Source organism: Sulfurimonas sp. HSL3-2, assembly GCF_039645965.1.
Classification (GTDB): Bacteria; Campylobacterota; Campylobacteria; order Campylobacterales; family Sulfurimonadaceae; genus Hydrocurvibacter; species Hydrocurvibacter mobilis.
Window position 1 is genome coordinate 351,940 of sequence record NZ_CP147917.1, and the last position, 13,774, is coordinate 365,713.

Sequence of the window (13,774 nt, forward strand, 5' to 3'; positions counted from 1 at the left end):
TGATGCAATTAAGTAATTATAGTGAATTTCCTACAAACATCCCTGTTATAGCAGAAGATGAAATATTTTTATATCCGTTTATGATATCTCCGCTTTTTTTAAGCGATGAAAGCAATATCGCAGCTGCAAACAAAGCGATGGACGAGAATACACTGGTTATCGTTTGTTCTACACAACCGGGACATGAAGCCAAAAGAGATTTTGATTCGCTTTACAAAGTAGGGGTCATCGGCTCGATTATGAGAAAGGTCTCTCTTCCAGACGGCAGGGTCAAAGTCCTTTTCCAAGGTCTTGCACGCGGTGAAATACTTTCACATGTAAGCGATTCGCCGCTTATCGCTAATGTCAATGTCCTTAACTCAAGTGTAGCAAACGAACTGAGAATGGATGCGGTCTTAGAAGTCGTCAGAGAAAAAGTGCGTGCACTCTCTCAAGTCAGCAACTATTTCCCGCCGGATCTTCTTCGTACGATCGAAGAAAACCATGAGTACAATCGTATAGTCGATCTTATCTGTAGTACCATCAAGCTAAAAAAAGAGCAGGCGTATAAGCTTTTTTCCGAGACTAATATTGAAAGCCGCTTTCTTATCCTTATCGATTATCTGATAGAAGAGATCGAGGCCAACAAGCTTCAAAAAGAGATAAGAAGCAAAGTACATTCAAAGATCGAAAAAGTCAATAAAGAGTACTTTTTAAAAGAGCAGTTAAAACAGATACAGCGTGAACTCGGAACGGATACACAGCGTGAAGAGGAGATAGAAGAGTATCGTAAAAAACTGGCTGCTAAAAAAGAGAAGATGGGTGAGGATGCATATAAAGAGATCAACAAACAGATCGAAAGATATGCAAGAATGCATCCTGATTCTGCAGATGCGGGGATGATACAGACCTACTTAGAGTGGACTCTGGATATCCCGTTCGGTGAACTTGCGAAGAAGTCATTGAAGATAGAAAACGTTGAAAAACAGCTAGATGAAGATCACTTTTCATTGAAAAAACCTAAAGAGAGAATAGTAGAATATTTTGCAGTAAAAGAGCTTCTTGAACTTAGAGGCAAAAAAGACGGCGATGCGGCAGGTGCTATACTTTGTTTTAACGGACCTCCGGGTGTGGGTAAAACATCATTGGCAAACTCTATTGCAAAAGCACTTCACCGTCCGCTTGTACGTATTGCACTTGGCGGTCTTGAAGATGTCAATGAGCTTCGCGGTCACAGACGAACATATATAGGTGCGATGCCCGGACGTATAGCGCAAGGACTTATCGACGCTAAAAAGATGAATCCTGTTATCGTCCTTGATGAGATAGACAAAGTAGCTCGTTCTCATAGAGGCGATCCGACGGCAGTCCTTTTAGAGATACTCGATCCTGAACAGAATAAAGAGTTTAGAGATTACTATCTAAATTTCAATATAGATCTAAGAGATGTTATATTTATAGCGACAGCAAATGATCTAGGCGGCATACCGGCTCCATTACGTGATAGAATGGAGTTTATCACAGTTACTAGTTATACACCTCAAGAAAAGTTTGAGATAGCCAAGAGATATCTGCTTCCACAAGAGCTTAAAAAACATGGTCTTAAAACTTCTGAGCTTGTTGTCTCAAAAACAGCTCTTCATGAGATCATTCATAAATATACACGTGAAGCCGGTGTAAGAAACCTAAGACGAAGAATAGCAGACCTAACAAGAAAAGCAGCAAAGATACTGCTTCAAAACTCAGAACAATCTAAAGTCTCTGTTTCTATTAAAAACCTGAAAGACTTTTTTGATAAAAGCGTATTTGAGATAGAAAAGACAGACAAAGTACCTGTTGTGGGTATGGTCAATGGTCTTGCGTGGACAAGTGTCGGCGGGGATGTCTTAAAGATAGAATCTATCCGTATTAAGGGTAAAGGCAATATGCAGTTAACAGGAAGTCTTGGCGATGTCATGAAAGAGTCGGCAAGAATCGCGTTAAGTGTCGTAAAGACGTTGATCGATGAGGGTAAACTGGAAATAGAGTCTTATAACATTCCTCTGACATATAAAGAACAAGAGGAAGATAGTGCTATTGATCATAGTGAAGTGTATAAAAGGTACGATCTTCATGTCCACGTTCCAGACGGAGCGACTCCAAAAGACGGGCCTAGTGCAGGTATAGCGATGACGACTGTTATGGCATCGATTCTTAGTTCTAAAAAAGTACGCTCTGACCTTGCGATGACCGGAGAAGTCTCTTTAAGAGGTGATGTCCTGCCGATAGGCGGATTGAAAGAGAAATTGATCGCTGCGCATAAAGCAGGGATGACAAAAGTTATTATTCCACAGAAAAACTATGAGAGAGATCTTGTCGATATTCCAAAAGAGATCCAAGATGATCTTGAGATAGTAGGGGTTACAAGAATAGAGCAAGTGCTTAAGTTAGCACTTGTGTAAAGACAGTTGTAAACTATCTTTTATATAGATAGTTTACTGATCTGATCAGCCAGATCGTGAGCACGTACCGGCTTCATTAAAAAGCCGTTTGCTCCGCTTTCTAACGCTTCACTTTTCTTCGTTTCATCAGTCGTAAGCATAATAACCGGCATCTGCTGCAGGTTCTCATCAGCACGTACTACTTTTAGCATCTCTAATCCACCCATGACAGGCATAATGATATCTAACAAAATGATATCTATATCATCCGTAGATTTTAGTATTCCTATCGCATCGGCACCGTTTCTTGCTTCTACGACTTCAGATATATTATCATGTTTTAACAGCATTGATTTTAGCAGCTTTAGATTGATCATATCATCATCTACAGCTAAAATTTTTAATTTTTTATTTGACATCTTTCATCCTTGATTAAACAAATTTTTCAAACACTAAGCGTAATAGGTCTTTGTTTACGATATTTTTTATGATCTCATGAACATAAAGTGCATCGCTTTCTTCCTCTTTGCTTGATGGATCTATCATCATTACAAAGTAAACTTCAGAGTTTATACCTTTAAGCTCATCCGTTAAGCCGGCAAGGTCTAAACCATTTAGTTCTTTATCAAATAGTGCAAGTTTATATCTATTTGTTTTTAACTTTTCTTTCATCTCATCTACATCTTTTGCTACTTCATAACTATATTTTAGTTCATCCAGTATGTGTGCAAAGAGTTTTGACTCGATCGTATTTTTCTTAGTAAGTAAGATATCCGCCGCATATGGTTTTTCTACATCGATATCAATATTTTCTTCTAAGACTGATATATTCTCTTCTTCTGCAGGCTCCGCATCGTTTTCAAGAACATCTAGAGCTTCTGGAGCTTCAGTCGGTTCTTCACTCTCTGTAGTTTGAGATTCTATCTCGATCTCATGCTCTTGAGTTGATTTCTCATCTTCGATCTGTTTTGTTACATCTTCATTTAGTGAGAGCTCTTTCGCAGCTTTTTCATCCTGCACCTTTTGAGCTTTTACATCTACGATAAGATCAGCTAAAAAGTGATTTAAGATAGAGATTATCTCAGAACGTACTAATGGTTTAGTCGTATACTCATCAAGTCCATGACTCAAAAATCGTTCTCTATCGCCTTTTAGAGCATTGGCTGTAAGTGCTACTATCGGAACGTGAGGAAGGTTGAAATCCTCTTCATAATCTAGTATCTCCTGAGTCGCTTCAACACCGTCAAGTACAGGCATCTGAATATCCATAAATACGATGTTAAAGTTTCCGTTTTTACGTTTTTGGAAAGCTTCCAGTCCATTATTTGCTAGCGTTACTTCAATACCAAGATCTTCTAACGTTCTTTTTATCAGTTTCTGATTGATGATATTATCTTCAGCAACTAAAGCTTTTGCAGCAAATCTAGAGCTTTTTTCATCGAATTTTTTACGGCGTGCTCTTTTGTTTTTTTGCTCATTAAACGATGATGAATCATAGTTCTCCAAAACAGATCTTAATTTAGTCGTATTTAACGGCTCGTAAAGTGTTTTAAAGATATTTAATCCAAGTGTCTCTATTTTCTTCATATAGTATGATTTTGTGATTAATACCATAGCTTCCGGTGACTTGCTGTAGTTAACAAGATCCTCTTCGTTTGCAAAATCATAATCTACAAACATCAAATCATAACTGATCTGTTGTTCTAAAGTATTTAACTCGTTTAGATCTTTAAACGATGTATAGCTTACACCGTAGAAATCAAGATACTCACGAAGGTATTTACTTTGTGTCTTCTCTTTTGTATTAGAATCTAAGATCAACGCATTGATGTTAGAGAAGTTTCCTTTAATACTGTCATTGAGAGTTTCTATCTCTTCAAATTCCAGTGTAAAGAAGAACGTAGTTCCGTGACCGACTTCACTCTCAAGATCTAGCTGTCCGCCCATAAGTTCAACGAAACGGCTTGAGATCGTAAGACCAAGACCTGTACCGCCGTATTTACGTGTAATAGATGTATCGGCTTGACTGAATGCTTCGAAGATGCGAGATTTTTGTTCACTGGTAACACCTATACCGCTATCTTGAACTTGGAATCTGATTTTTACTTTACCGCTGTGCTCAGATTCTATACGGCGTATATCGACGTTAATGGCGCCGCCGCTGTTTGTAAATTTGACCGCATTAGAAAGAAGGTTGATAACGACCTCTTTAATCTTAGTAGGATCCCCTTTGATAGGACGTTCAAGTTCCGGATCGATATAACAACCAAGATCGATATGTTTCTCAGATGCACGGACAGAATAGACTTCAACCGCACTTTCAAACTCATCGGTAGGATTAAATACGACCTCTTCGATCTCAAGTTTATTACTTTCGATTTTAGAAAGGTCAAGAATATTATTGATAATTTCAAGTAGGTTTTCCGATGATTTTTCAATAATATCGATAAACTCTCTTTGCTCTTCACTTAGATCAGTATCTTTAAGCAGTTCCGTAAACCCGACGATACCGTTAAGAGGAGTACGGATCTCATGTGACATATTTGCAAGGAACATTGATTTCGCTTCACTTGCTTCCATTGCGTACTCTTTATCGCGACGAGTTTGCTCGATGATATCTTCAAGTAGTTGGTAAGCCTGTGCTGTTCCAGAAGCAGTATCAAGGTTGATGTTTCTGTTGTCTTCATCATCACCCGTATCTTTTGCAACACGTCTTAAAACAGACTCGAGGTTTTTGATGTTTCTTGCGATATCGTTTGAAAGTAGGAATCCAAGGATACCGACAATTATAGAGATAACCCATATAGAGATTGCGATTACCAGGATTCTAATAGCATTTTCCTGTACAACTTTTGCTCTATTATCCATCTCAGCAAGAATGATATCTTTTGCTTGTGTAATAACATTTTCTTTCTCAGAAAGCATAGTAAACCAAATACCGGACTCTGTATCGTATTCACCGCTTTTTGCAGCTTCTAGAATATTTGAACGCTCTTCTGTAATGTCATTACTTAAGTCAGTGTTGTCTTCATTGTTAAACAGGTCATTTAACTGTTTATATATATTTGGATCGACTTCATCATAGGTAATAGAATCGGCTTTACCGATAAAAGAGAGCCATTTGTTGATCGCATCTGATTCAAGCGGAGTTGAACGAGCAAGTGTATATGAGATGTAATCTCTTTCAGCAGCTGTATACTCTTGTGCACGTACGAGTGAAAGATAAGCAGTAACAAGCGAAGATATTTTTTCGTCAACGTGAATATTTGCAATGTTTTCCACTTTAACAAGAATGTCATCCTGTGCTTTTCCGTAAGTGTTATAAAAGACATCATCGAAATTTATTTTCTGATCATCGACAAGTGCTCTTACATTTTTTGTCTTTTTCATAATAGTAGATATAGATGCACTGTTTTTACAAGCTTGACAATTTGCTGTACCCTTAGAGTGGTCATGTATACTTGTATTGTCTTGTATATAAGATAAATACTCTTGGGCACTTTGCGTTACCAAGTCTCTTTGAGCAAGAAGTGATTTATGCGTTGTCGGAGAAGAGTTTCCAAGATACATAATAGTCATACCACGTTCACGAGACATATTATCCAGTAAGTTGGTCAGATATCTATTCTCTTTTAGTTTCGCTTGTAATTGTTTGGCACTGCCATAGCTTGAATATGCGTTATACACATAATATGAAGCTAATGCGAAAAGAATAATAATTGGAAATAAACTTATTAGTCTTAGCCTGTTTTTAAGTCCTATTTGCATTATCTAACTTCCTTATATTTGATTTATGTAATTTTTAAAACTAACTAACAGCTGTTTTGCTTGTTGCTCATCATATACAGATGTCAACTCCTCTAAAACTTTTGAGACTTTATTTAAACGAAGATTATCAGAAGCACCTTTGATGCTTATTGCTAACTTTTTAAGTGTATCAAAGTCATTATTATCTATCGCATTTTCTAAACTGCCTGCCATCTCGTTTGCCTGCTCTTTAAACTCTGTTAACAGCTGGTTGACGATATCTTCATTAAATCCAAGTTCATTTGCTGTTGCAGATTTATTATAATCAAGGGTATCCGCTTCTTCAAATGACGTAGGTTCTTCCTCTAAAGAAACCGGTAGAAGGTCATTAAAATCAGATGTTTCTTCACTGCCGATCTCTTCATCTTCCGGTAGGTCTAGCTTTTCTTCAAAGCTATAGTCATCTACAGCTAGCGGTTCAGTTGCTTGTTCTTCTTCTTGAGTCTCTTCATTGTCTAAAAAATCGTGATGTTCCAGAGTGATTGGCTCATCATCATGATATTTGATCCCGACATTATAGATATCGTCTTCTTCGATATCTGCCGGCTCATTGAAATCTTGTTCATGAAGAATATTGTTATCTTTTAGAGGGATCTCTTCTTCAAAAGCATGCTTGTCGTGTTCAGGCATAGGCTCTATATACTCTTCCAGCTCTTCCTGCTCTTCCATCAAGTCATTTTTAAGTTCGATATCTTCCGTTGGGCTTTCTTGCTCAGGTTCAATGAAGCTTTCTTCTTCGAAAGTGTCCATCTCAACAGAAGGAGTCTCTTGAGGCATTGTTTCTACTATCTCTTTACCTTCAAGCTTTGCAATGATTTTATAGAAATGATCAAGGTTGGCTCTTACTTCATCCATATTGTCTGAACTGTTGATTATGCTCAATACTTCAAAAGCATCTTCGATTCTTAAGTTCGCAGCCACACCTTTTAATTTATGTGATAAAAGCTTGACGCCGTCAAAGTCAACATTTTCTATATGATTATATAACTCATCTTTAAAATCATATGACTGCTGTATGAAGTCTCCTATAAACTCTTCGATCAGGTCTACAGGCAGCCCAAGTTCATCTGACGCGACATGCGGATCATAAGCATAATCTTTGCTGACTTGTAAGTTGTCGATATATTTTTGATCGGCAGCACTTACTGTATAGTCTCCGAGCATAGGTTTCTCTGAAGGTTTCTTTTCTACCGGTGCTTCTTCGACTTCATTAGCGCCATAAATATCGATTGACGACTCTAACTCATCCATCGGCTCAAATTCTTGACTTTCATCAGCCGCTTCATGTAACGGCTCTAGAGTTTGACTTTCTTCAGGAGGCATATAGATATCTTCAATATCTAACGGTGCATTGAAGTCGAAGTCATAAGGGTCTTCGATCACTTTTTCATGTACCGGAGTCTCAAATACATCAGGTTCACTAAGTTCAAAAGGTTGTGCATCTTCAAAGTCCGGCAGACCTTCTTCTTCTGTTTCTTCTATGACCTCTTCAGGCATTGCAAATTTTGGAGCAGGAATCTCTCTCGTTTTCTCTTCAGGTTCTTGACTGACTACACCGCCGTCTATGGCTCTGAGTTTTGAAAGGGTTATTGCATATGCAGGTTGATCTGGTGCGTCGGAAAGGTAAATAGTCTCTAGTTCTAAATTAGCGGAAAAGTTTTTTTTCTTTGCGCTAATTATAACTTTTGCTTCATGAATATCCGAGTGGAGTATGTAGTAAATCCAATTGAAGTTTTTAAAATTATGAATGTAATTAGGTTTTTTTACAAAAAGGTCTGCAAAATCAGTACATTCGTTTTGTAGCTCTGCTAAATTTTTAAATCCTAACTGTTTTAAATCTTTTTCGTCTATTCCAATAAACTCTTGCTTATGATTGTATATCAGCATACTTATTCCTTATTTTTCAGCTTCAAGCATTTTTGCGTATAATGCACTGGCTTCTTCAATATTTTTTCTACTTGCAGGTTTACGCGCTGCGATATACCCTGTTATTTTTTTATCTTCATCAAATACCGGAGTGATCTCTGTTTCGACCCAGTAGTATAGACCGTCTTTTCGTAGATTTTTTACAAAGCCGTGCCATGTCTGACCTGATTGTATGTCTTTCCACATCTGGGCAAATGCGGCTTTTGGCATATCGGGATGTCTTATGATGTTGTGAGGCTTTCCTATGAGTTCTTCAGATGTATATCCTGAAATCTCGCAAAACTTCCTATTTGCAAATGTAATGACACCTTTTGTATCCGTTTCACTTACGATAGCCCTTCCTTCAAAGTGATACTCTTCATCTACTACTTTTGGTCTATTCATGCTAAAAACCTTAAAATCTAAGTTGGGGACAATATAACATATTATTAACTAAAAATGACTTATTTGTAAGATAATTTTATAGTTTTTGCATCTTTTTGGTTTAATATAGAAGCAATTTCATCTTCGCTTGCAGATTTAATCATTTCAAATGTCCCAAAATAGCTTAAAAGCTTTTGTATCTTTGCAGAAGATATTCCGTTTAATGATAAAAGTTTACTTTCTTGGTCAAGTTTTAGCTTGGTTTTTTTATGGAATGTAATAGCACTTCTATGGGCTTCATCTCTGAGTCTTTGGACAAACTGCAGTCTTTTGTCCGTAGTCTTTAAGTTGAAACTCTCATAGAGGGTATGGATGATGTCTCTTGCTTCACCTTTAGCTCTGTGGGATTTTGCGTCTATCTTCTCTTTTGATATGGCAATGACGTCTAAAAAGACTCCACTCGATTCAATGAGCTGCTCTGCAAGTTTAAGCAGTGTCTCTCCGCCGTCGAGTATCCACAGATCAGGCGGAGTGTTTTTTTCGAAACTTTCGATCCTTTTTGTCAGTATCTCTTTCATCTGGGCATATTCATCACGGGCTTCAAGATGATAGGTCCTGTAAGATCCTTTGTCGAACGCACCGTTTTCATACACTACCATTGCTCCGACTGTTGCCTGACCTGCCATATGAGAGTTGTCAAAGACCTCTATCCGTAAAGGTAAACGCTGAAGTTTGAAAAGCTCTTTTACTGCTGCAGCCAGCTCATAAGTATTATCTGATTTTGTCTTATTCAGCAGTTCATCGGCATTGAGTAAAGCCAGATCGATCAGTCTTTTTTTATCGCCTCGTTTAGGATTTGAGATATCGGCTTTTTTACCGAATAAAGAGGAGAGGTACTCTTCTAAAACCGCTTTTGATTCAAACTCGTCAGCTACTAAAATCGGTGCGATGATAGGAGGTGCTTCGTTTCCGTAGTACTCCATGATCGCGCGGTAATATATCTCGTCTTTGTCAAAGCCTTCGTTTAGATAGATAAAATCATGTGAAGATGAGACCACTTTACCGTTTCTCATAAAGACCCTGACAACGACTGCACGGTTCTCTTTGTACGATATGCAGAAAATGTCGAAGTTGTCGTTTGAAGCAAGATCTATTTGAGATATAATATTAGATTTTTCTATACTTTGAACTCTGTTTTTTATCTCGTTTGCCTCTTCGAAACGAAGCTCTTCAGCATAAAAAAACATCTTTTCTTTAAGCTCTTTAATAAGCTCTTTTTTGTTTTCTATATAACTTACGGCTTTGTCTATCTCTTTTTGATAAAGTTCACTTTTGATATTAAACTCGCATGGTGCCAGACATTTTTTTATCTGATAGTACAGACACGCTTTTTTGCCTTTGAGACAGCTTTTTTTCTGGACAAGTTTACAGAGTTCGTAGATGGAATCAAGGATATCTCTGGCTCCTACGGAGTAGGGACCGAAATACTTTACCTCTTTAGCGTTTATGATCTTTCTTGTTATATCAAACCTTGGATATTTTTCTGAATAGTCTATGTAGATGTAAGGATAGGTCTTGTCATCGCGAAGCAGGATATTGTATTTTGGTTTGAGCTGCTTGATAAGGGAGTTTTCAAGTATAAGTGCGTCATGTTCGCTGTTTACGACTATGTAGTTCATAGACGCTGTCTCGTTTAGCATCTTTACGATTCTTGGATTCAGAGCGGGATTTGGACGAAGTGAAGGAGTAAAGTACCAGTAGCTTTTTACACGGTTTTTAAGGTTCTTTGCTTTACCGATGTAAAGGAGCTGCCCTTTTTCATTAAAATACTGATATATTCCCGCAGATTGCGGCAGGTTTTTAATCTTGTCTATCATTTAAAATCTTACGGATATCCTCTATAACATCGTACAATCGTTCATCTTGTGCACTGTTGACAAACTCGGCATGTGAGCGTTCAGGAAATGTCTCATGTGTACTTGATCCTTCATGCAGACTTTCATCTTTGTAGGGTTTAAAAGAGACATAGGCTCGTATATCGGTAAAAGCTGCATCTTTACATTCGACAGGAGGCATTTGCTTTAATGGTGTTTTAATAGATTGTATTATAATATCAAATTCCTGTTTAGCCCAAGGATGACTAAGTACAAAATTGAGGGTATTGTTTTTAAAATATCCGTAAACAATCATTTTTTGCAGATGCATCGGGAAAAGTTCTTGAATTTTTTTTATACAGCGAATTTTAGATAATTTTGAAAATTGAGGTTTACTTTGCAAAGAAGAGACAATCTGGTTAGCATTTTTCATATCGTCATTATAGCATTGTTATCGTTAAATATGTTTGGATGCGGTTACAAAGCGGCTCCATACTATGAAGATAATGATACTACTACAAATCAAGTAAAAGCAGATAGCAAATGATAAAATATGATGTAATCATTGTTGGTGCGGGGATAGCCGGTCTTTACGCGGCTATGAACATACCAAGAGATAAAAAAGTACTTATAATCAATAAGCGTGAGACTTTTAAATGCAACAGTTTTTATGCACAAGGCGGTATTGCACTGGCGGTTGATAAAGATGATATTCCTGTACATATAGAAGACACGCTGAATGCGGGTGACGGTCTTTGTGATAAAGATGCAGTCGATGTGCTGAGTGAAAACTCCCGTGAGGTCATTGACAATATCATCAAGATGGGTTTTGAGTTCGATAAAGACAGCGAAGGCAATCTTTTATATACAAAAGAGGCGGCTCACTCAAGAGAGAGGATCCTGCATGCCGGCGGTGATGCCACAGGAAGATATCTGCATCTTTTTCTGCTTGAACACAACCCTCATCCGATGCTTTTTGACGCAAGAGTCGTGGACCTTTTGATAAAAGATAACGAGTGTTACGGTGTTACGGTTCTCGATCATAGAGAGCTCAGAAATATCTATGCAGAAAAAGTGATCATCGCAAGCGGCGGTGTCGGTTCGCTTTATGAGTATCACACAAACGCTCCTACGATCAGCGGCGATATGCAGGGATTGTGTGTCATGAAAGGGATCAAGCTTGAGATGATGGAGATGATGCAGTTTCATCCCACAGTATATGTCGGAAATGAGTCGGCACAAAAACTCCTGCTTACAGAAGCGTTAAGAGGAGAGGGTGCTACTATCGAGGACAAGTTTGGCAGAAGATTTTTATTTGATTATGACCCAAGAGGCGAGCTTGCTTCCCGCGATATCGTCAGTAAAGCGATCTATGACTATAAGAAAAAGACGGGTTCAGAGGTATATCTCTCCTTTAAGAACTTCAATTACGAGTATTTTATACACAGATTTCCAAATATCTACAAGAGTATGAAGCTCTTTGGTTATGACCTGCCAAATGACAGAGTCCCTATCTCTCCGGCATTTCACTATGCGATCGGCGGAATAAAGACTGATCTGAGTGCAAGAGTCGAGGGAATCGGGTCGTTATATGCGATAGGTGAAGTTGCTTCAACAGGTGTCCACGGGGCAAACAGACTTGCTTCTAACTCCCTGCTTGAGGGACTGGTCTTTGCAAAACGTGCCGTTGAAGATATCTTAAAAGATACAACAAAAAAACCGTTTGTCGAGTTTGATGTCGTCAAAGACGTGATGAGTTACAAAGAGGATAAAGAGAAGAAAAATCTTCTTCGTAAAATTATGTGGGACAAAGTGTCTATTGTCAGGACAAAAGAGGGATTAACAGAAGCATTAGAACAGATTAATGCTCTTTTAAATGAAAAAATTGGTAAACTTCTTAAATTTCGTTTACTGACGGCAAAAGAGATAGTTACTTCAGCCTTAAAACGAGAAAAATCTATTGGTGTGCACACCATAGAAGAAAACTAGGAGAGCGTAATGCATGGAACGGATTTAACGACCACATGGGTCGGTATACTTAGTTTTGCTGTTTTTTTAATAGCATACTATTTTATAGCAACAGAGGAAAAATATGAGATAAACAAAGCAAAGCCTGCTCTTTTTGCAGGAACTTTTATGTTTATGCTTGTAGGCGTATATTATGCTATTAACGGATTGAATCCTAACGCATTACATGATGAATTAGAAGTATTGATACTTGAGATAGCGGAGATATTCTTCTTCCTGTTTGTCGCGATGACTTATATCGAGACATTGATAGAAAGAGGTGTGTTCGAGCTGATGAAATACAAGCTTGTTTCAAAAGGCTATTCATATAAAAAACTGTTCTGGTTAACGGGGACCTTGGCATTTTTTATCTCTCCTGTTGCAGATAACCTGACAACAGCTCTTATCCTTTCGACTGTTCTTTTTACGATAGACAAAGAGAAAATAGCGTTCTTGGTACCGGGTGCGATAAATATCGTCGTAGCAGCAAATGCAGGGGGTGCCTGGTCTCCGTTTGGTGATATCACGACATTGATGGCTTGGACTGCAGGTAAAGGTGAATTTGTAGATTTCTTATTCCTTTTCCCGGCGTCAGTACTTGGATGGCTGGCAACTGCATTCTTGTTAAGTCTGTCTGTTCCTAAAGGGGAACCTGAGTTCGATCCGCATACAGAGACTCAGCCTAGACTTAGAAAAGGCGGTATGGTGATCGTTTATCTTGGGATATTTACGATCGCGATCGCTGTTTTAGGACACCAGTTTTTCCATTTTCCTGCAATGTGGGGTATGATGTTCGGTCTTGCGATACTCAAACTGTATTCGTTTAATCTAAACCGTAAAAGTACAGAAGGATTTGATATCTTCGTCAATATGAAGAAAGTCGAGAACGATACGCTTCTTTTCTTCTTCGGTATCCTTTCTGCTGTTGGAGCATTACACTTTTTAGGATTCTTGGAGTATATCCATACGCTTTACGGTGCGATAGGAAGTACGGCATCAAATATCGGTGTAGGATTCTTGTCTGCGATCGTAGATAACGTTCCTGTTATGAGTGCGATTTTAAAATCATCTCCTGAGATGGGAATGGATCAGTGGCTTCTTGTAACGATGACTGCAGGTATCGGTGGATCTCTTATCAGTTTCGGTAGTGCTGCAGGTGTCGGTGTTATGGGAAGAATGAAGGGTATTTATACTTTCGGTTCTCACATGAAACACTCATGGACTATCTTAGTAGGATATATCATCTCAATAGTGATCTGGTATGTCCAGTTTGAAATAATGGGTCTTTACTAAATCAACTCTTAATCTAAATTATTGTATCCTTTCATAAATTGAAAGGGTACATCCCCCTCATAAAAGCCATTAGGCGCTCATAATTACACTATTAAAGGCATTTAT

9 protein-coding genes are annotated in these 13,774 nt (G+C 38.1%); 3 read left to right on the forward strand and 6 right to left on the reverse strand.

The features are described from left to right. Positions 1-2 precede the first annotated feature (2 nt). Entirely contained in the window at positions 3-2,420 is a 2,418-nt protein-coding gene (gene lon / locus WCX87_RS01875) for an endopeptidase La (RefSeq protein WP_345981082.1), read from the forward strand. 20 nt (positions 2,421-2,440) lie between these two features. Here lon and WCX87_RS01880 read toward each other — a convergent pair whose 3' ends face one another. The 6 genes from WCX87_RS01880 to WCX87_RS01905 form a co-directional block, all read right to left on the reverse strand. Next, a complete protein-coding gene (locus WCX87_RS01880; RefSeq protein ID WP_345980349.1) occupies positions 2,441-2,818 on the reverse strand; it encodes a response regulator in 378 nt (125 codons plus the stop codon). 13 nt (positions 2,819-2,831) lie between these two features. Further along, positions 2,832-5,996 (reverse strand): ATP-binding protein, encoded by a 3,165-nt coding sequence (locus tag WCX87_RS01885; protein ID WP_345980350.1) that lies wholly within the window; start codon positions 5,994-5,996, stop codon positions 2,832-2,834. A gap of 183 nt (positions 5,997-6,179) precedes the next feature. Next, complete coding sequence (locus WCX87_RS01890) at positions 6,180-8,093, reverse strand: Hpt domain-containing protein (protein ID WP_345980351.1); 1,914 nt, start codon at positions 8,091-8,093, stop codon at positions 6,180-6,182. Positions 8,094-8,102: 9 nt separating this feature from the next. Beyond that, entirely contained in the window at positions 8,103-8,516 is a 414-nt protein-coding gene (locus WCX87_RS01895; protein ID WP_345980352.1) for a PAS domain-containing protein, read from the reverse strand. 59 nt (positions 8,517-8,575) lie between these two features. After that, positions 8,576-10,372, reverse strand: coding sequence for an excinuclease ABC subunit UvrC (gene uvrC / locus WCX87_RS01900; protein ID WP_345980353.1), 1,797 nt, complete (start codon positions 10,370-10,372; stop codon positions 8,576-8,578). Continuing rightward, positions 10,356-10,802, reverse strand: coding sequence for a hypothetical protein (locus tag WCX87_RS01905; protein WP_345980354.1), 447 nt, complete (start codon positions 10,800-10,802; stop codon positions 10,356-10,358). Before WCX87_RS01905 ends, uvrC begins: the two co-directional genes overlap by 17 nt. A 113-nt stretch (positions 10,803-10,915) precedes the next feature. Between WCX87_RS01905 and nadB the strand changes: the two genes are divergently transcribed. Then, positions 10,916-12,358: an L-aspartate oxidase gene (gene nadB, locus WCX87_RS01910; protein ID WP_345981083.1), complete on the forward strand. Its 1,443-nt coding sequence runs from the start codon at positions 10,916-10,918 to the stop codon at positions 12,356-12,358. 9 nt (positions 12,359-12,367) lie between these two features. After that, the gene (gene nhaD / locus WCX87_RS01915) at positions 12,368-13,669 is read left to right on the forward strand and encodes a sodium:proton antiporter NhaD (protein ID WP_345980355.1); all 1,302 of its coding nucleotides are present in this window, start codon (positions 12,368-12,370) and stop codon (positions 13,667-13,669) included. The last annotated feature ends 105 nt before the right edge of the window (positions 13,670-13,774 follow it).